The organism is Sphingomonas changnyeongensis (genome assembly GCF_009913435.1).
GTDB classification, from domain to species: Bacteria; Pseudomonadota; Alphaproteobacteria; order Sphingomonadales; family Sphingomonadaceae; genus Sphingomonas_B; species Sphingomonas_B changnyeongensis.
This window is the reverse complement of sequence record NZ_CP047895.1, coordinates 894,631-912,275: the sequence shown is the minus strand read 5'-3', so window position 1 is coordinate 912,275 and position 17,645 is coordinate 894,631. Positions and strand designations below refer to the sequence as shown.

Below are 17,645 nucleotides of genomic sequence, written 5' to 3'. Positions count from 1 at the left end.
CTCTACCGGGCGGACGCCGCCACCGGCAAGACCCGCCACATCCGCGCCCGGCTGCCGAGGATCAGCACCGGCTCCATCCAGTCGGGGGCATCGCCGGCGCGCAGCCGCGCGGCAAGGCTGCGCGGCGGCAGCGGCACCGGCAGATCGGCCAGGCTTTCCGGGCACAGCAGCACATAATCGACCGCCCACAGCGCCGCCTGATAGCGGGCGGTGTCAGGCGCGGCGAGGATCAGGTCATACCAGGCGCGGTTGCCCGCCTGCGCCGCCGCCACCGGGGCCGCAAGCACGCGGTGGCGCGTCGCCCCCAGCAGATGCCCGCCAAGCTCGGGCGGGGCAGCGACGGTGCCGGGCGCGAGCCGGTCGATCTGGTCGAGCGTGCGCGCCGCCTGGCAGCCCGCGCCGATCGCCGCATGGGCGCGCGCCATCACCGCCGCCGGGCGTCCGCGCGCCAGATCGAGCGCGAGGCCGAGCGTCTGCCAGACGAGCCCGATCGCCGCCAGCGACAGGCCGAGCCGCGCCGGCCAGCGCCGGCCAAGCACCGCGAGCACGGCCCGCGCGAGCAGCGGCACGGCGAGCGCCGCGCCAAAGGCCGCAACCGACAGGTTGGCGAGCCCGCCGAGCAGCGCCCCGGCGACGCCCGCCGCGAGCAGCAGCGCCGCCTGTGCGGCATGCGCGGAGATGTCGTCCTGCCGGTCGCGCACGGGCGCAGCGCGGCGCGCCAGCGACACGGCAAAGGCGGCCAGCCCGGTCGCGCCCAGCCCGGCCGCCGCCACCCATGCCCCCGCCGACTGGCGGATGCCGGCGGCGGCAAAGCCGAAACCATCCGGATGGATCGCGCGCAGCAGCGGATCGTCACCGGCTCCGGCTGCGCAGGCCGGCATCAGCGCCATGATCACCGCCCATGCGAGCAGGGCGAGCGCCGCCGCCGCGCCCAGCCGCCAGCGCGGATCGGCCAGACGCGGGGCGAGCAGGCCGAGCGCGACCAGCGCCAGCCCGGCCACGCCCGCCGCCCCGACCCGCCAACCGCAAAGCCCGGACAGCTGCCGCCCTGAGGCAAAAGCACCGCATCGGCGACGGCCCCGGCGGCCAGCCCCGCGCCGCCGCGCAGGAGCGCGCCGCCGGTCACCGCCGGGCGGTCCGCCGCCCAGATCCCGATCAGCGCGACCAGGGCGGCCAGCAGCGGCGGCGTGGCCTCCGGGCCGATGGCGAGCGCGAGCGCCGCGAGCAGTCCGGCTGCACCGAAGCGGCCGCGCACCAGCGCGAGCATCGCCGCCTCGACCGCGACGATGCCCATGCCCAGCCCGCCAATCGCCCCCGGCCGGAAGGCGGCGGCGGCGGGCGTCGCGAGCGCGGCAAGCACCACGGCGATCAGCGCCGCGCGCGGCCCGGCCAGGGTGCGCGCCAGCGCCGCGGCGATCAGCATATGGGCAAAAAACAGCAGCTCGGGCCACAGCACCAGCGCCACCAGCTCGGCCCGCGCCGGACCGGTCACGGGCGACAGCGCGGCGACAAGCAGCGCCGGCACCAGATCGGGCAGCCGCGACCAGTCGAGCGCGGTGCCGCCCGGCGGGCCGAGACGGAGCTGGGTCAGGTCACCCGCCGCCTGCCCGGCCAGCCAGTCGCGGATCCCGGCCAGGCGCAGCATGTCGTCGGCCATGGGCAGCACCCGCGCCGACAGATCGGCCCAGGCCAGAAACACCTGCAGCGCGGTCAGCGCCACCGCCAGCCCCAGGGCCAGCGGCACCACGCCCGCCATCCGCGCCTCTCTCCCGGGGCGGGAGAGAGACAGGGTCATCCGCGCTGCCCGAGCAGACGGAGCCTCAGCGCATTGAGCTTGATGAACCCTTCGGCGTCGCGCTGGTCATAGGCCCCGGCATCGTCCTCGAAGGTGACGATCTTGGCAGAATAGAGATTGTGGCGCGGATCGGCGCGCCGGCCGACGACATGCGCCGCGCCCTTGTAGAGCTTCAGCCGCACGGTGCCGGTGACATGCTGCTGGCTGTGATCGATCGCCGCCTGCAGCATCTCGCGCTCGGGCGAGAACCAGAAGCCGTTATAGATCAGCTCCGCATAGCGCGGCATCAGCTGGTCCTTCAGATGCGCGGCCCCGCGGTCGAGCGTCACCTGCTCGATCGCGCGGTGGGCAAGATGCAGGATCGTGCCGCCCGGCGTCTCGTACATGCCGCGCGACTTCATGCCCACGAACCGGTTTTCGACCAGATCGAGCCGGCCGATGCCGTGGCGGCGGCCGAAATCATTGAGCCGGGCAAGCAGATCGGCCGGCCCCAGCCCCTCGCCATCGACGGCAACGGCATCGCCGCGCTCGAAATCGATGGTCAGATATTCGGGCGTGTCGGGCGCATCCTCGGGATTGACGGTGCGCGAGAAGACATAATCGGGCACCTCGTCCCACGGATCCTCGAGCACCTTGCCCTCGGACGAGGTGTGCAGCAGGTTCGCATCGGTCGAAAACGGCGCCTCGCCGCGCTTGTCGCGCGGAATCGGGATCTGGTGCGCCTCGGCAAACTCGATCAGGCGGGTGCGGCTGGTCAGATCCCATTCGCGCCAGGGCGCGATCACCTTGATGTCGGGCTGAAGCGCATAATAGCCCAGCTCGAACCGCACCTGGTCATTGCCCTTGCCGGTCGCGCCATGGCTGACCGCGTCGGCGCCGACCGCGCGGGCGATCTCGATCTGCCGCTTGGCGATCAGCGGGCGGGCGATCGAGGTGCCGAGCAGATACTGGCCCTCATAGACCGCGTTCGCCCGCATCATCGGGAACACATAATCGCGCACGAACTCGTCGCGCAGATCGTCGATGAAGATATGCTCGGGCTTGACGCCCATCAGCGCGGCCTTCTGCCGTGCCGGCTCGAGCTCCTCGCCCTGGCCGAGATCGGCGGTGAAGGTCACGACCTCGCAGCCATAGGTCTGCTGCAGCCATTTCAGGATCACGCTGGTGTCGAGCCCGCCCGAAAAGGCGAGGACGACCCGGTTGATCTGCTCCGCGCGCTGGCGCTTGTCCGTCATGCCCACAAACCTCCGTTTCGCCGCCGACTATGCACAAAGCCGCGCGGGCGCAATGGCGGATCAGGCAGGGGCCGGCACCAACGGGGCGGGAGCGGCGCGCAGCCGCGCTTCGGCGGCGGCCATGTAATCGCGCGTGATCGGCAGCGCGCGCCGGTCGCGGACATATTGCAGCTGGTAATTGCACAGCCCGCCGCTTTCAAAGGCGGTCAGCGCGCCGGCCAGATAGAAGCACCACATGCGGTAGAAGCGGGCGTCGTACAGCGCCTCGATCTCGGCACGGCGGGCGACCGTCCGGTCATACCAGTGCTGGATGGTGAGCGCATAATGCAGGCGCAGCGTCTCAATATCGGCGGCGATCAGCCGCGACGGCTCGCTCGCGGCGACAATCTCGCTGAGCGCCGGGATATAGCCGCCGGGGAAGATATATTTGGACGTCCAGCTGTCGGTCACGCCCGGCCCGCCCATGCGGCCGATCGTGTGCAGCAGCATCACCCCGTCCTCGGCCAGCAGATTGCGGCACTGGCGGAAAAACGTCCGGTAATGCGGCGGGCCGACATGTTCGAACATGCCGACCGAGACGATGCGGTCGAACCGCCCGGAGACATCGCGATAATCGACCAGTTCGAACCGCACATGGTCAGCAACGCCCGCTTCGGCGGCGCGGCGGCGGGCGACGCGCAGCTGTTCGTGCGACAGGGTGATGCCCAGCACATCGACCCCGGCGACCCGGTGCAGGTAAAGCGCCAGCCCGCCCCAGCCACAGCCGATGTCGAGCACGCTTTGCCCCGGCGCGAGCGCGAGCTTGGCGGCGATATGCGCCTTTTTGTCGGCCTGTGCGGTCTCGAGGCTCTGGGCGGGATCGGTGAAATAGGCGCAGCTATATTGGCGGTCGGCGTCCAGAAACAGGTCGTAGAGCCCGTCCGACAGATCATAATGATGGGCGACATTGCGCCGCGCGCGCCGCGACCAGTTCAATCGGTCGATCCGCCCCGCGACCGCACCCAGCGCCCGCCGCCAGACAGCGGGCGGTTCCAGCCGACCGCCGGTTTCAAACGGCAGGCCGCCGCGGATCAGCCGGACAAGATCGAGCACATCGCCCTGCTCGACGATCAGCCGCCCATCCATATAGGCCTCGCCCGCGCCGATGCGCGGGTTGCGGGCGATGCGGCCGGGGGTCGCGCGGTCGGCAAAGCGGATCGCGACCGGCGCGCGGCCGGGCGCGGGCTGGCCGTAACGGGCGATCCGGCCATCGGCATAGGTGACGGTCAGTTCACCAGCGCGGACGGCGCGGGCAAGCAGCTGGTCGAGAAGGAACATGGCCGGCCTCGCTTGTGTCCAGAGGATGGATTGGCTGCGCAACGGCCGGGCCGGCCAGGCGGTTGCGCGCGCGGCGGCTCAGATGCCGGCATACCATTCATAACCGGCCAGATCCTCCCACAGCCCGCCCTTGCCGCCATGGATGGCCGCGAGGCTTGCCACCGCTTCGATCCGCATCACATATTTGGCCTGTTTATAGCCCAGCTGCCGTTCGACGCGCAGGCGCAGCGGCGCGCCATGGCCGACGGGCAGGGTGCGGTTGTTCATCCCCCAGGCAAGGATCGTCTGCGGATGGAACGCATCGACCAGATCGATCGATTCATAATATGGCCGCCCGCCCAGGCTGTCGGCGCAGTGAAAGACGATATAGCGCGCCTCCGGCCGCAGCCCCGCCCGGTCGAGCAGCAGCGACAGCGGCGGGCCATGCCATTTGCCGATCGCGCTCCACCCCTCGACACAGTCGTGCCGGGTGATCTGGGTGCGCATCGGCATCGCCTTGATCGCGGCAAGGTCGAGCGCCAGCGGCCGGGCGACCAGCCCGTCGACCCGCAGCCGCCAGTCGGCAAAGCCATTTGCCAGATGCGCGGCATAGTCCGCAGTGCCGGGATTGCGGGTGCCGTTCATGCGGAACACCGGCGACATCTGGTCTTCGCGATATTCGCGCGCCAGCGCCATCCGGTCGACCAGCCGGCGCTGGAGCGCGCGGTGCGCATCCTCGGCCGAAAACAGCAAATGGCGCACCGCCGGCACCTCGCCCAGCCGGTCGCACCCGCCCAGCAGCCCGCCCGCCGCCAGCCCGCCGATCAGCCGCCGCCGCGACAGCGTCACGCCGCCGCTCATGCCGCCGCTCCGGTCATGGGCGCGCGCGAATCGCCGGGCACCCAGCCGGTGATCATCCCCGCAATCTGGCGCAGCGGCCCGGACAGCAGCACCAGCAGCAGATGGATGGCGATGAAGCCGAGCAGCGCGGCGGCAGCGATGAAATGCACGGAGCGCGCCGATTGCCGCCCGCCGAACATGCCGCTCAGCCACGGATAGCCGGCATCCATGCCCGGCGACATGGCAAGGCCGGTCACGATCATCAGCGGGATCAGCCCGAAAATCACCGCCGCATAGCTGATCTTCTGCAAGGTGTTGAACGCCGCCGGATCGGCCGGATCGTGAAAGCGCAGCCGCAGATGGGCGATAATGTCGGCCCGCAGATGCGCCGGGCGCAGCTCGCGCGCGCGCAGCCGCAGATCGCGCGCGGCATGGCCGTTCAGCAGGCTCGCCAGCATGAACCCCAGCAGCGCAAAGGACAGCAGCAGCGCCAGCGCCATGTGCCAGCGCCGGGCGAGCGCCAGATTATAGCCCGAGGGGATCGTCGCCCAGTGCGGAAAGGCGCGGGTGCGCGTCACGCCCGACGCATCGGTCCAGCGCCCCAGCACGCCGCTGGTGTCGAACCGCCAGCCGGCAACCGACAGATAGCCGGTGCGCTCGGTCGCGCCGATGTGCAGCCAGGCGCGGTCGGGATTGGCGCCATATTCACCCCAATAGAGCCGGGGATGGGCGTTGAAGATCATCGCCCCGCTCATCAGCAGCAGCGCGACCGCCGCCGCATTGACCCAGTGCCACAGCCGCGTCGCCAGCCGGTGCCGGTAAATGCCCCGCCCGGCGGCGCGGGCCTGCGTGCCGCTGTCCTGCGTGCCGTCATCCTGCGTGCTGATGCCCATACGCCCTCCCGTTCGCGCGTGCGGCTGGCCCGGTTACAGGCCCCGGCGATCAGCCAAGGCTAGCAGGTGCGGGCGGGCAGCGGGAGGGGCGGAACGGGCGGCTGGCGCGCAGGCGCAGGATCAGCCGAGCGCGGCCTGTTTTTCCTCGACCAGCCGATCAAGCTCCGCCCGGCTCTTTTTCTGGGCGGCCGATTTCAGCTGGCCGCAGGCGGCCATGATGTCGCGGCCGCGCGGCGTCCGCACGGGGGCGGAAATACCGGCTTCGAACACGATGTCGGAAAAACGCTGCACCCGCTCGGGCGTCGAACATTCATAGGGTGCGCCCGGCCAGGGGTTGAAGGGGATGAGGTTGACCTTGGCCGGCAGCCGGTATTTGCGCAGCAGCCGCACCAGCTCGCGCGCATCCTCGTCGCTGTCGTTGCGGTCCTTCAGCATCACATATTCAAAGGTAATGCGCCGGGCATTATTGGCGCCCGGATAGTCGGCACAGGCCTGGAGCAGCTCCTCGATCCCGTATTTGCGGTTGAGCGGCACGATCTCGTCACGCACCTCCTTGGTCACCGCATGCAGCGACACGGCCAGGTTGACGCCGATCTCGGTGCCGGCCTGAGCCATTTTGGGGACGACGCCCGCGGTCGACAGCGTGATGCGCCGCTTGGACAGGGCGATGCCGTCGCCGTCCATCACGATGCGCAGCGCGTCGCGGACATTGTCGAAGTTATAAAGCGGCTCGCCCATGCCCATCATCACGATGTTGGTCAGCAGCCGCCCCTCGGGCTGGCTCGGCCATTCGCCGAGCGCGTCGCGCGCCAGCATCACCTGGCCGACAATCTCGCCCGCACTCAGGTTGCGCACCAGCCGCATCGTGCCGGTGTGGCAGAACCGGCAGTTGAGCGTGCAGCCGACCTGGCTCGACACGCACAGCGTTCCCCGATCGGCATCGGGGATGAACACCATTTCATAATCCTGGCCGTCATCGGACCGCAGCAGCCATTTGCGCGTGCCGTCGGACGAGACCTGCGCCTCGACCACTTCGGGGCGGCCGATGGCGAATCGTTCGGCCAGCCAGGGCTGCTGCGCCTTGGCAATGTCGGTCATCAGCGAGAAATCGGTGACGCCGCGATTGTAGATCCAATGCCACAGCTGCTTGGCGCGCAACCGCGCCTGGCGCGGCTCCAGCCCGGCGGCCTCCAGCGTGTCGCGGATCTGGTCGCGCGCAAGGCCGATCAGGTCAATGCGCCCGTCGGCGCGCGGGGTGGCGGCGCGCGGCACGGGCACGGGGTCGATATGGCCGGGCATCTGCATGGTCGGGGTCATCGCGGTCCCATGTAAGCGGAATGCGGCATTTTTGCGAGCGTCGGGGGGCGAGCCCCCTAACGAGGATTGGGCCGCCGCTCCGAGGAGCGACGGGCCTGATAACGGGGATTGGGCCGCCGCTCCAAGGAGCGGCGGCCCGGCGCTGCGCAACTGAAAGGCGGATCAGGCGAAGGCGGCGGTGGCCGCGCGGCGGCGCAGGCCCATGCCGGCCAGGCCGAAGCCGGTGATCATCATCGCCCAGCTGGCGGGTTCCGGCACCGCGTCGGTGGGCGCGAAGAACACGCGGTCGACCACGAAGTCCTTGGCCGGAATGCCAAAGCTGTTGAAGGTGAACTGGAAGGTGCTCGGCCCGGTGACGGTGGCGACGCCGCTCGACTTGAAGGTCAGCCACTTGCCTGCCGGCTGGCCGCTTGCCGAGAAGCTGGCGAACTGGATGCCGCCGACCGAAGCGGTGAAGCTGGCATCGTTCGGGTTGGCCGCGCCGTTGAACGGCAGATAGACGTCGAAGCCGAAGGTGTAGTTGGTGCCCGAAATCACATTGACGGTCTGCGACAGGGTCTGCGGCCGGGCGAGGTCGGCGACGAAATAGGCGGCCTTGCTGCCGACCGCGTCAAAGCCGGGATTGGCCGCGCTGTTGGTCGCCGGCACGGCCTCGCCATAGGCGCCGGTCGGATAGGCGGTCGCGCTGTTATAGTTGATCACCGCGGGCTGCACCCCGTCGCCGGAGGTGCCGCCCAGCGTCCAGCCATTGAAGCCGTTCTCGAAGCTGCCATTGACCAGCAGGTTGGCGGCAGACGCCGGCGCGGCCAGCGTGGCGGCGAGGACGAACGCGAGAGCGACAGACTTCATGGCTACACCCCTTTTGAAATCGGAGATCCGGACCAGACCGGACTGGATGAAGCCCAAGTAACGATTCGTTTATCATCCGTCTTTGGTTAAATTCGCCCCGTCCCAAAGCGGATCATTAACGATATTTCTTCAGAACAACTGCGCCAGACGCCGGACCGACATCCGCTTATCGACGCACGGCGCAGCCGATCATTGCGGCATCGATCGCCGAGGCCGCCCCGCGCAGCGCATAATGGTCGGCAAATCCGACCCCGCCTGCCGTGCGGCCCGATATCGTCATCTGCTCGGCACTGCGCAGCGCCGCGATGATCGCGGCGTCCATCCGCTGATCGGCGGCCCAGGCATCGACCCCGCGGGCGATCAGCGCGAATCGACGGCCGCCGACCGACAGCACCGGCCCGGCCGCCCCGCCATGCGCGCGGCTGAGGCGCAGGTGCAGCTGCCCGCCCGGCTGGCGGCCGGGCCAGAAGCCGATGCTGGCATAAGGCTGATCGGGCATCGCCCGCCCCGCCGGCGGGGCGGGGCGCACGGGCCGCGCAATCGCATGGCAGCGCCGGGCTGCCGGGTCACGAAACGCCCCCCAGCGGCCATAAATGCCCAGATCCTCGCGCCCCGCCGCCGGCGCGGGCGTCAGGCCGGTCGCGGCGGCGGCGGCCAGCACCGTGCGGATCGCCGCCGCCCGGATCATGCCGGGGCCGCGCCGCCGCCCAGATGGACGATCGCCTCGCGCCCGCCCTCGATGACCACCATCGTGCCCTGCGGCAGATGCGGCGCGACGGGTGCGCGCCAGCGCGGATCGACGGGCAGGCCGGTGAGCAGCCCGCGCAGCACGCGCGACGACATGCCGTGCATGATCACCAGCCGGTCGCCGGGCGCGCGGCCATGATCGGCGATCCAGCCGGACAGGCGGGCGGCGATCTCGTCATACCATTCGCCGCCGGGCGGGCGCACCGCGAACAGATGGGTGTCGCGGCAGACGATCTCGCCCTGCTCGGCGATGATCTCGGCATAGCTGCGCCCGCCCCAGCCGCCGACATTGATCTCGGCCAGCCGCTGGTCGCGGCGGCAGCCATGCCAGTCGCCGCCAATATGTTCGGCGATGATGGCGAGCGTCTGCAGCGCCCGCCCATAGGGCGAGGACCAGAGCTCGAGCGCGGCGGGCGCATCCCCCAGCCAGTCGCGCAGCCCCCGGCCCATCGCATCGGCCTGGGCAAAGCCCGCGCGGGTCAGCGGCGTGTCGAGCTGGTCGCCCTGCATCCGCCGCGCGGCGTTGAACACGGTTTCGCCGTGGCGGGCGATGAAGATGCGGCTCATGCCTCCCGCGCTTCCGGCTTGCGGCTGGCGAGCAGGACTTCGGCAATGGCATAGGTGCGCGGATTGTCGACATCGACCGCCAGCGCCCCGTCGGTCACGAACACCGGCCGGACGCGCACGCCGAAACGGCGCGACAGATTGGCCATGATGCGGTCGAGCGACCACCAGCGGCGGCGAAAGCCGATCAGGTTCCACAGCCCGAACGCCTTCAGGATCGCGCCGGGCGTCTTGATGAACTGGCCGCCGCCGCGAAAGCTTTCCGCCGCGCGCAGCGCCGCCGCATCGGCCAGCCAATAGGCGTTGCAGTTGGAAATCGCGACATCGGCAAACTCGTAGAAACGCCGCTGCCCCTCGGGATGGGCGGCGAGGATCTGTTCGCGGCTGGCAACCGACAGGGCCGCCCCGGCCCCGTCCCGCACCGCCTCGTCATGCAGCCGGCGCAACGCCTCGGGCGTGACCAGCACATTGTCGGCGGTCGTCACCAGCATCGGCCAGGCACGGTCGCCCGCCGCCGCGACCACCGCCTCCAGGCTCTCGACGATCCCCGGCCCGGCGGGCACCGCGATCAGCCGCCCGGCCGCCTGCAGCCGCGCCACGATCGGCAGGCCGGCGATCACCGCCGCGTCATGGATCGAGACATAGATCGGGCTGTCGGGCCATGCCGCCTCGGCGGCTTCGAGCACCCAGACGATCAGCGGCTTGCCGCGGATCGGCACCACCGCCTTGTGGCTGACACCCGCCTGTTCGGCGAGCGGATCGAGCCGGCCGTCGCGCTTGCCGGCGAGGATCAGGATCGCGGGCGAACCCGGCGGCGGCGCAATGGGCGATTGACTTGCCATGCCGGCCCTTTAGCCCATGATCGGCATGACTGAAGCCTTGAAAATCGCCCTGGCGGGCCTGGGAACGGTGGGCGGCGGCGTCGTCCGCCTGCTCGACACCAATGCCGATCTGATCGCGCGCCGCGCCGGGCGGCCGATCGAGATCGTCGCCGTCTCGGCGCGCGACCGGGCGAAGGACCGCGGCGTCGATCTGTCGCGCTTCCGGTGGATCGACGACATGGGCGAGATGGCGGCGCTGGACGGCGTCGATGTGGTCGTCGAACTGATCGGCGGCAGCGACGGCCCGGCGCTCACCCTCGCGCGGCGGACGATCGCCGCCGGCAAGGCGCTGGTGACCGCCAACAAGGCGATGATCGCCCATCACGGGCTGGAACTCGCGAGCGCCGCCGAGGCGGGCAATGTGGCGTTCAAATATGAAGCGGCAGTCGCCGGCGGCATTCCGGTCATCAAGGGGCTGCGCGAAGGCGCGGCGGCCAACCGCATCCAGCAGGTCTATGGCATTCTGAACGGCACCTGCAATTATATCCTGTCGACCATGGAGGCCGAGGGGCGCGACTTTGCCGATGTGCTCGCCGAGGCGCAGGCGCTCGGCTATGCCGAGGCCGATCCCGGTTTCGACATTGACGGGGTCGATGCCGCGCACAAGCTGTCGATCCTCGCCAGCCTCGCCTTTGGCACGCGGATCGATTTTCCCGGCGTCGGCACCACCGGCATCCGCCATGTGCTGGCCGCCGACATCGCCGAGGCGGCGGCGCTCGGCTTCCGCATCCGGCTGCTCGGCCATGCCGAAATGCGCGCCGACGGGCTGTTCCAGCGCATCCACCCGCATCTGGTGCCGGTCAGCCATCCGCTTGCCCATGTCACCGGATCGCTGAACGCAGTGGTGGCCGAGGGCAATTTCGTCGGCCGGCTGCTGTTTCAGGGGCGCGGCGCGGGCGACGGGCCGACAGCCAGCGCGGTCGTGGCGGACCTGATCGACATTGCGCGCGGCGAATATGGCCCGGCCTTTGCCATGCCCGTCGCGGCGCTCGGCGAACAGCCGCCCGCCGATCCGGGTGCGCGCGAAGGCCGTGCCTATCTGCGCTTCACGGTCGACGACAAGGTCGGCGTGCTGGCCGAAATCGCGGCGGCGATGCGCGATTCGGGCGTGTCGATCGAAAGCCTGATCCAGCGCGGCGCGATGCCCGATGGCGGCGTGCTGGTGGCGATCGTCACCCATAAAGGCCCCGAACGTGCGGTCGCCCAGGCGATCGAGCGGCTGGACGGCGCCCCCTGGCTGCGCGGCCAGCCGATGCTGATGCATATCCTCGATTGAGCGGGAGGCCCGCTCCCGGTTGTTTGTGCTGCGCCTTACGGCGCGGGGGCGGCACCGGCCCGCTCCCCCACCCGGCCACCCAACGGCAGGATACGCTATGGGTGGCCGGGTGGGGGAGCGGGCCGGTGCCGCAACTCAAACCAAAACTCCCGGTGCCGTTCTTCCCAATCACAAACAACGGTGCCGCAACTCAAACAAAAACACCCCCTCAGGGGGCGAGCGGCCGCGGTTCGACGCGTCCGGTGCCCAGATTGGTGCTGACGGTGACGCCGGCCATCCCGCAGCCGATCAGGAACGGCCCCGATTCCTCGCACGGGCTGGCCCGGTAGAGCAGGGCGGCGCGCTCGCCATGCGGGCCGAGGTTGCGCGGATCGCCCGGCGTCGGAACCAGAAACGGCACGCGGTAGCGGTCGGCGCCGCGGCGCGCGCACACCAGAATGTCCTGCCCTGCCGGCGCCTGGCAGCGCGGCTCGATACGGGTCATCCGGTCATAGGTCGCAACCGCATCGGGCGGTGGGGCGGCCGGGAGCATCGGCGGCGGTTCGGCCCCGAGCGCCTGCACCAGTCCCGCCATCACGCGCATCAGGATCATGGGCCGCCTCCCCCGCTGTCTTTGCCGGGCAGAGGCTAGAGCAGCGGCGTGAACGATGACTGAACCATGGCCGCGGGGTGATTCTCGACATCGCAACCTTCGTCGCCTATCGCGGCGCGCGTAAGCAGACTGATTATTCGGACAGGGGATGCGTCTTCATGGTCACGGCAAGCCAGAATCTCGACCGCGTGCTGGTGCTCGAAATGGTGCGGGTCACCGAAGCGGCGGCGATTGCGGCGTCGCGGCTGATCGGACGGGGCAATGAAAAGGCGGCCGATGCTGCCGCCGTCGAGGCGATGCGCGCCGCGCTCAACGAGCTTGATGTCAACGGCACCGTCGTGATCGGCGAGGGCGAGCGCGACGAAGCGCCGATGCTCTATATCGGCGAAAAGGTCGGCTCGGGCACCGGCCCGGCGATCGACATCGCGCTCGACCCGCTCGAAGGCACGACGATCACCGCCAAGGCCGGGCCGAATGCGCTTGCCGTGCTCGCCATCGCCGAGAAGGGCTGCCTGCTCAACGCGCCCGACGTCTATATGGACAAGCTGGCCGTCGGCCCCGGCTATCCCGAAGGCGTGATCGACCTTGATCGCAGCCCGGCCGACAATATCCGCGCCATCGCCGCCGCCAAGGGCGTGCGCCCGGACGAGGTGATCGCCTGCGTGCTCGACCGGCCGCGGCATGAAAAGCTGATCGCCGAACTGCGCGAGGTCGGCTGCGGCATCATGCTGATCCCCGATGGCGATGTGGCGGGCGTGATCGCGACGACCGACCCCGACACGACGATCGACGTCTATATGGGGTCGGGCGGCGCGCCCGAGGGCGTGCTGGCGGCGGCGGCGCTGCGCTGCGTCGGCGGCCAGTTCAAGGGCCGGCTGCTGTTCCGCAACGAGGATGAGCGCGCACGCGCGCGCAAATGGGGGATCGAGGATCTGAACAAGATCTACGACCTGACCGAACTTGCCAGCGGCGACTGCATCTTTGCCGCGACCGGCGTGACCGACGGATCGCTGCTCGACGGGGTGAAGCGGCTGAAGGGCGGCCGGATGACCACCGAAAGCGTCGTCATGCGCGCCTCGACCGGCACCGTGCGCTGGGTGCGCGGCGAACACCAGGGCGAAGGCTGAGCCCCGCCCCGCTGGCGGGGCAGCCCTGCCGCTTGGCGCGGCGGGCAGGCAGCGGCTAGGAACGGGGGATGGAGCACCGCCCCCCGATGACAGCCCTGCCGCCTTCCGCTCTCCCCCCGGCCCTGGGGGTGACCCGTTCGGTGCTGGGCCAGCCCTGGCACTGGCGCGGCGCGCCCACCGACGGGATCGACCGCGATCTCAGGCCCGATGATCTGGTCACGCAGCTGCTGATGACGCGCGGCTGCCCGCGCGACGCGGTGCCGATCTACCGCGCGCCGACGATCCGCGCGTTCATGCCCGATCCGTCGATCTTCCGCGACATGGACCGGGCGGCCGCGCGGCTGGCCGATGCGGTCGAGCGCGGCGAGGCGGTGACGGTGTTCGGCGATTATGATGTCGATGGCGCAACCTCGGCCGCGCTGCTGATCCGCCTGCTCGCCGGGCTCGGCCTGTCGCCCGCCGCCTATATCCCCGACCGGCTGATGGAAGGCTATGGCCCAAGCGGCGAGGCGCTGGTCAGGATCGCGGAGAGCGGCACGCGGCTGATCGTCACCGTCGATTGCGGCGCTCAGGCGTTCGAGGCGCTCGCCATGGCCCGCGCGGCGGGGGCAGAGGTGATCGTCGTTGATCATCACAAATGCTCAAGCGCGCTTCCCGAGGCCTATGCGCTCGTCAATCCCAACCGGCTCGACGAGGATGAGGGCGCGGCGCATGGCCATCTGGCGGCGGTCGGCGTCGCCTTTCTGCTGGGTGCGGCGCTGCTGCGCGAGCTGCGCGGACGCGGCCATTTCCGCACCCGGCCCGAACCCCGGCTGATCGACCTGCTCGATCTGGTCGCGCTCGGCACGGTTGCCGATGTGGCGGCGCTCAAGGGCCTCAACCGCGCCTTTGTCGCCCAGGGGCTGAAGGTGATGGCGGCGGGCCGCAATATCGGGCTGACCGCGCTCGCCCGCGCCGCGCGGCTGTCGCGCGCGCCGCTCACCCATGATCTGGGCTTTGCGCTCGGCCCGCGCATCAATGCCGGCGGGCGGGTCGGGCGGTCGGACCTGGGGGTCAGGCTGCTGACCACCAGCGACCCTGACGAGGCCGCCCGAATCGCCGCCGAGCTCGACGCGCTGAACGAAGAACGCCGCGCGATCGAGGCCGAGGTCCAGCAGGCGGCCGAAGCGGCGGCGCGCAGCGACGATGCCGTGCAGATCGTTGCAGGCGCGGGCTGGCATCCGGGGGTGATCGGCATCGTCGCCGGGCGGCTGAAGGAACGGCTGGGCCGGCCGGCAATCGTGATCGGCATCGACGAGGCCGGGATCGGCAAGGGATCGGGCCGGTCGGTCGCGGGTGTCGATCTGGGCGCGGCGGTGATGGCCGCGCGCGATTCGGGGCTGCTGGTCGCGGGCGGCGGCCATGCAATGGCGGCGGGGCTGACGGTAACGGCCGACCGGGTCGATTCGCTGCGCGATTTCCTCAACGAACGGCTGGGCGATGCGGTGGCGGCGGCCACGGCGTCGCGCGCGCTTGCCATCGATGCCGTGGTCAGCCCGCGCGGCCTGTCGCCAAGCCTGATCGAGGCGCTCGACGAGGCCGGGCCTTACGGCATGGGCTGGCCCGCGCCGCGCGTCGCGACCGGGCCGGTCAGGATCGTGCGCGCCGATATTGTCGGCAGCGGCCATGTGCGCACGATTCTGGCCGGCGAGGACGGTGCGCGGGTGAAGGCCGTCGCCTTCCGCGCCGCCGACACCGATCTGGGTCAGGCGCTGCTCGGCGCGCCTGCGGACCGGCGGCTGTGGCTGGCCGGACGGGCCAAAACCGATGATTGGGGCACCCGGCCGGCAGCAGAAATGCATATTGATGACGCAGCATGGGTTGAGTGACTTGACCAGCGCTTCGGACCCGTCTAACGGAGCGCCTCGCCAGCGATGGCCCCTTCGTCTAGCGGTTAGGACGCGGCCCTTTCACGGCTGAAACACGGGTTCGATTCCCGTAGGGGTCACCATCTTTTCCGGCAGTCGTCCTGTGCGCGCCGGGCGCTGGTGAAATCCATTTTGCGATCACTGGCGGACGAAACGGGCGGTTTGCGCGCCCCTTCTGTCCACGCCGCCCATCCTCAGCCCGGCCTTTGCGCGCGGGCCAGATGCCGGCGGAAAAACCGCACCACCTCAGCATTGAACCGGGCGTGGAAAGCCCCCCGGTCGAACCCCTCGGTCGCGCAGATGCGCGCCAGCGCCCCGCCGGCATCGCAGGGCGCGAGGAAATCGAAATGTCCGGCCCCGGGAACGGCGTGGAATTCGGGCCGGCGCGGCAGATCGGCGCGCACGGCATCGGCATAAAAGGGCGCGGGCAGCACCGGGTCATTGTCGGCCCGCCACAGCTGGACGGGCATGGTCACGCGGCTCAGCCCCGTGCGGCCAAAGGTGAAGCCCAGTGCCGGCGCGGCGGCGACCACCGCCTTGATGCGGCGGTCCGGCCGGGCCGTCCATGCGGGATCGGGCAGCGGATGCGCCTTCACCACCCCGCAATCGAAAAAGCCTGGATGATCGGCGCAGTGGCGGCCCATGCGGGCAAGGTCGGGCCGTCCCCCGGCGGCGGCGAGCACGGTGAAGCCGCCCGCCGAAAAGCCGAACGCGCCGACCCGCTGCGGATCGAGCACCGCATGATGCTGCCAGCTTTCCAGCATATGGGTGATGAGCGCCGTAAGCGCGGTGACGCGGCCATTCATCTGCGTCGCCCGGCTCTGGTCGCGCCAATTGTCGCCCGGATGGGTGAGTGACGCGACGACGAAGCCGGCGCGCGCCAGCGCCGCCGCCGTGTCGGAATGGCCGGCAAAATGCCCGCCATTGCCGTGCGACATGACGATCAGCGGCAGCCGGCGGCCGGCCGGGGCGGCACCAGTGATGGCCTGTTGCGCATACAGGCCCAGCCGCTGCGGCTTTGCCGCGCCATAGGCCGGAAACCAGATGCCGATCTCAGTGCCGTCCCCCATGCGCGCCTGCTCAAAGCCGACGCCCGCGCCCGCCTCGGCACGCGTCGCCGCCTGGCCCGGAACGGCAGCGGGGACGGACGCAGGGGCGGCGGCACCCTGGCCATGGGCCGGTGCCGACAGGCACAGCATCGCAGGGGCAAGGCGCAGAAACAGACGAGCAGACATGACGGCACTCCAAAGTTGCGCCGCCGGTATCGACAGGCTTTTCCGGCCCCTGCGAGCCGGATTTCGTGAATGGGCGAACGGGTTCGCGACCCGGCAAACGGGACTGGAGGAAACGGGACGGTCGGAAACGGCACAGGAGCGCGCGCCATCACCCTGCGCTCCCGCGTTATCGCCAGGGCCGGGAGATTCCACCGACCGTCAAATCGCATTAGGAACGGGCATGGCCGATTTCGCCCCCGCTCCTCCTGCCGCCGCTGCCGCCTCTGCCCAACCTGCGCCCGCCGCCTCGGTGCCGGGCAGCGTCGTTCGCGTGCTGGCGCTGACGAGTGCCGGGGGCGTGCTGCTTGGCATGCTGGGGCCGTTTGGCAGCTATCTGAACGGCAGCGCGCCGGTGCGCATCCTCTATTGGGTGGCGAGCATGTGGTGCGGCCTCGCGCTCTACGGGGCCGGGCTGGGGCTGGCGATGCGCCGCCATGCCGGGGGCGGGCGGCGATTCTGGGCGCTGCTGCTGGCGTGGGTACTGGCCGCGAGCGTGCCACAGGCTTGGGCAACGCGGTCGTTCGCCTTCTGGTTGTGGCCCGAACTCGCCCGGCTCGGCCTGTCGCCGGCCATCTGGTACGCTCAGGTCGTCATCATCGGCATGGTGGTGGTGCCGGGAACCGCGCTTGCGATCCGCCGCGCGCGCCGCAGCCGGTCCGTCGCCCCGTCACTGGCCCAGTCCCCGTCGCCTCCCCAGTCGCGCCCGGCCCCGGCAGCGCACGCGGCCCTGTTCAGCAGCGACGTCATCGCGCTGCAGATGGAGGATCATTATGTCCGCATCCATTCGCCGCGCGGATCGGAGCTGGTGCTGATGCCGCTCGCGCGCGCGATCGAGGCGATGGCCGCGGTCGAAGGCCTGAAGACGCACCGGTCGTGGTGGGTCGCGCGCCATGCGGTGGTGCGCGTCGACGGCACCGCCCGGTCGATGAACCTGCACCTGACCAACGGCTTGACCGCCCCGGTGTCGCGCAGCGCCGTCACCACCCTGCGCGCGGCGGGGTGGCTGTGAATAGAAAGGGAGGGCGGGACCACCGCATGACGACAGTTGAAGC

17 protein-coding genes and 1 tRNA gene are annotated in these 17,645 nt (G+C 70.4%); 5 read left to right on the top strand and 13 right to left on the bottom strand.

Annotated features, from left to right (window positions below; all coding sequences use genetic code 11):
• Positions 1-2 precede the first annotated feature (2 nt).
• The 11 genes from GVO57_RS04635 to GVO57_RS04585 form a co-directional block, all read right to left on the bottom strand.
• Positions 3-1,001 carry a hypothetical protein gene (locus tag GVO57_RS04635; protein ID WP_160592181.1) on the bottom strand — a complete coding sequence of 333 codons (999 nt, stop codon included), beginning with the start codon at positions 999-1,001 and terminating at the stop codon, positions 3-5.
• Complete coding sequence (locus GVO57_RS15245) at positions 893-1,756, bottom strand: hypothetical protein (protein ID WP_268830447.1); 864 nt, start codon at positions 1,754-1,756, stop codon at positions 893-895. Before GVO57_RS15245 ends, GVO57_RS04635 begins: the two co-directional genes overlap by 109 nt.
• A gap of 35 nt (positions 1,757-1,791) precedes the next feature.
• Entirely contained in the window at positions 1,792-3,030 is a 1,239-nt protein-coding gene (locus GVO57_RS04625; RefSeq protein ID WP_160592179.1) for an argininosuccinate synthase, read from the bottom strand.
• Positions 3,031-3,090: 60 nt separating this feature from the next.
• Positions 3,091-4,347, bottom strand: a complete 1,257-nt coding sequence (locus tag GVO57_RS04620; RefSeq protein WP_160592178.1) for an SAM-dependent methyltransferase — start codon at positions 4,345-4,347, stop codon at positions 3,091-3,093.
• 78 nt (positions 4,348-4,425) lie between these two features.
• On the bottom strand, positions 4,426-5,187 hold the full coding sequence (locus GVO57_RS04615; protein WP_160592177.1) for a molybdopterin-dependent oxidoreductase: 762 nt from the start codon (positions 5,185-5,187) through the stop codon (positions 4,426-4,428).
• Positions 5,184-6,059: a cytochrome b/b6 domain-containing protein gene (locus GVO57_RS04610; protein ID WP_160592176.1), complete on the bottom strand. Its 876-nt coding sequence runs from the start codon at positions 6,057-6,059 to the stop codon at positions 5,184-5,186. The genes GVO57_RS04615 and GVO57_RS04610 overlap by 4 nt, the downstream gene beginning before the upstream one ends.
• 120 nt (positions 6,060-6,179) lie before the next feature.
• Entirely contained in the window at positions 6,180-7,364 is a 1,185-nt protein-coding gene (gene rlmN, locus GVO57_RS04605) for a 23S rRNA (adenine(2503)-C(2))-methyltransferase RlmN (RefSeq protein WP_160593824.1), read from the bottom strand.
• Between the two features lie 174 nt (positions 7,365-7,538).
• Positions 7,539-8,225, bottom strand: coding sequence for a PEPxxWA-CTERM sorting domain-containing protein (locus GVO57_RS04600; RefSeq protein ID WP_160592175.1), 687 nt, complete (start codon positions 8,223-8,225; stop codon positions 7,539-7,541).
• A gap of 166 nt (positions 8,226-8,391) precedes the next feature.
• The gene (locus GVO57_RS04595; protein WP_160592174.1) at positions 8,392-8,913 is read right to left on the bottom strand and encodes a hypothetical protein; all 522 of its coding nucleotides are present in this window, start codon (positions 8,911-8,913) and stop codon (positions 8,392-8,394) included.
• Positions 8,910-9,539, bottom strand: coding sequence for a histidine phosphatase family protein (locus tag GVO57_RS04590; protein ID WP_160592173.1), 630 nt, complete (start codon positions 9,537-9,539; stop codon positions 8,910-8,912). Before GVO57_RS04590 ends, GVO57_RS04595 begins: the two co-directional genes overlap by 4 nt.
• A complete protein-coding gene (locus GVO57_RS04585) occupies positions 9,536-10,378 on the bottom strand; it encodes a nucleotidyltransferase family protein (protein ID WP_160592172.1) in 843 nt (280 codons plus the stop codon). Before GVO57_RS04585 ends, GVO57_RS04590 begins: the two co-directional genes overlap by 4 nt.
• Before the next feature lie 25 nt (positions 10,379-10,403).
• On the opposite strand from GVO57_RS04585, the gene GVO57_RS04580 reads away from it, so the two are divergent.
• Positions 10,404-11,693, top strand: a complete 1,290-nt coding sequence (locus tag GVO57_RS04580) for a homoserine dehydrogenase (RefSeq protein WP_160592171.1) — start codon at positions 10,404-10,406, stop codon at positions 11,691-11,693.
• A gap of 208 nt (positions 11,694-11,901) precedes the next feature.
• On the opposite strand, the gene GVO57_RS04575 is transcribed toward GVO57_RS04580, so the two are convergent.
• On the bottom strand, positions 11,902-12,285 hold the full coding sequence (locus tag GVO57_RS04575) for a hypothetical protein (protein ID WP_160592170.1): 384 nt from the start codon (positions 12,283-12,285) through the stop codon (positions 11,902-11,904).
• Between the two features lie 158 nt (positions 12,286-12,443).
• On the opposite strand from GVO57_RS04575, the gene glpX reads away from it, so the two are divergent.
• The 3 genes from glpX to GVO57_RS04560 all read left to right on the top strand — a co-directional run bounded on the left by glpX (position 12,444) and on the right by GVO57_RS04560 (position 15,402).
• Positions 12,444-13,412 carry a class II fructose-bisphosphatase gene (gene glpX, locus GVO57_RS04570; protein WP_160593823.1) on the top strand — a complete coding sequence of 323 codons (969 nt, stop codon included), beginning with the start codon at positions 12,444-12,446 and terminating at the stop codon, positions 13,410-13,412.
• 86 nt (positions 13,413-13,498) lie between these two features.
• Positions 13,499-15,280 (top strand): single-stranded-DNA-specific exonuclease RecJ, encoded by a 1,782-nt coding sequence (recJ, locus tag GVO57_RS04565; protein WP_160593822.1) that lies wholly within the window; start codon positions 13,499-13,501, stop codon positions 15,278-15,280.
• Between the two features lie 47 nt (positions 15,281-15,327).
• Positions 15,328-15,402: transfer RNA gene (locus GVO57_RS04560), tRNA-Glu, on the top strand.
• A gap of 111 nt (positions 15,403-15,513) precedes the next feature.
• Here GVO57_RS04560 and GVO57_RS04555 read toward each other — a convergent pair.
• On the bottom strand, positions 15,514-16,554 hold the full coding sequence (locus tag GVO57_RS04555) for an alpha/beta hydrolase family protein (protein WP_233281474.1): 1,041 nt from the start codon (positions 16,552-16,554) through the stop codon (positions 15,514-15,516).
• A gap of 220 nt (positions 16,555-16,774) precedes the next feature.
• On the opposite strand from GVO57_RS04555, the gene GVO57_RS04550 reads away from it, so the two are divergent.
• Positions 16,775-17,602, top strand: a complete 828-nt coding sequence (locus GVO57_RS04550; protein ID WP_160592169.1) for a LytTR family DNA-binding domain-containing protein — start codon at positions 16,775-16,777, stop codon at positions 17,600-17,602.
• Positions 17,603-17,645 lie beyond the last annotated feature (43 nt).

Excerpts from the sequence above, each read along its gene's own strand:
- GVO57_RS15245 (WP_268830447.1), bottom strand. The coding sequence starts at position 1,756 with ATGGCGGGCGTGGTGCCGCTGGCCCTGGGGCTGGCGGTGGCGCTGACC.
- GVO57_RS04625 (WP_160592179.1), bottom strand. The coding sequence starts at position 3,030 with ATGACGGACAAGCGCCAGCGCGCGGAGCAGATCAACCGGGTCGTCCTC.
- GVO57_RS04620 (WP_160592178.1), bottom strand. The coding sequence starts at position 4,347 with ATGTTCCTTCTCGACCAGCTGCTTGCCCGCGCCGTCCGCGCTGGTGAA.
- GVO57_RS04615 (WP_160592177.1), bottom strand. The coding sequence starts at position 5,187 with ATGAGCGGCGGCGTGACGCTGTCGCGGCGGCGGCTGATCGGCGGGCTG.
- GVO57_RS04610 (WP_160592176.1), bottom strand. The coding sequence starts at position 6,059 with ATGGGCATCAGCACGCAGGATGACGGCACGCAGGACAGCGGCACGCAG.
- rlmN (WP_160593824.1), bottom strand. The coding sequence starts at position 7,364 with ATGCAGATGCCCGGCCATATCGACCCCGTGCCCGTGCCGCGCGCCGCC.
- GVO57_RS04600 (WP_160592175.1), bottom strand. The coding sequence starts at position 8,225 with ATGAAGTCTGTCGCTCTCGCGTTCGTCCTCGCCGCCACGCTGGCCGCG.
- GVO57_RS04595 (WP_160592174.1), bottom strand. The coding sequence starts at position 8,913 with ATGATCCGGGCGGCGGCGATCCGCACGGTGCTGGCCGCCGCCGCCGCG.
- GVO57_RS04590 (WP_160592173.1), bottom strand. The coding sequence starts at position 9,539 with ATGAGCCGCATCTTCATCGCCCGCCACGGCGAAACCGTGTTCAACGCC.
- GVO57_RS04585 (WP_160592172.1), bottom strand. The coding sequence starts at position 10,378 with ATGGCAAGTCAATCGCCCATTGCGCCGCCGCCGGGTTCGCCCGCGATC.
- GVO57_RS04580 (WP_160592171.1), top strand. The coding sequence starts at position 10,404 with ATGACTGAAGCCTTGAAAATCGCCCTGGCGGGCCTGGGAACGGTGGGC.
- GVO57_RS04575 (WP_160592170.1), bottom strand. The coding sequence starts at position 12,285 with ATGATCCTGATGCGCGTGATGGCGGGACTGGTGCAGGCGCTCGGGGCC.
- glpX (WP_160593823.1), top strand. The coding sequence starts at position 12,444 with ATGGTCACGGCAAGCCAGAATCTCGACCGCGTGCTGGTGCTCGAAATG.
- recJ (WP_160593822.1), top strand. The coding sequence starts at position 13,499 with ATGACAGCCCTGCCGCCTTCCGCTCTCCCCCCGGCCCTGGGGGTGACC.
- GVO57_RS04555 (WP_233281474.1), bottom strand. The coding sequence starts at position 16,554 with ATGTCTGCTCGTCTGTTTCTGCGCCTTGCCCCTGCGATGCTGTGCCTG.
- GVO57_RS04550 (WP_160592169.1), top strand. The coding sequence starts at position 16,775 with ATGGCCGATTTCGCCCCCGCTCCTCCTGCCGCCGCTGCCGCCTCTGCC.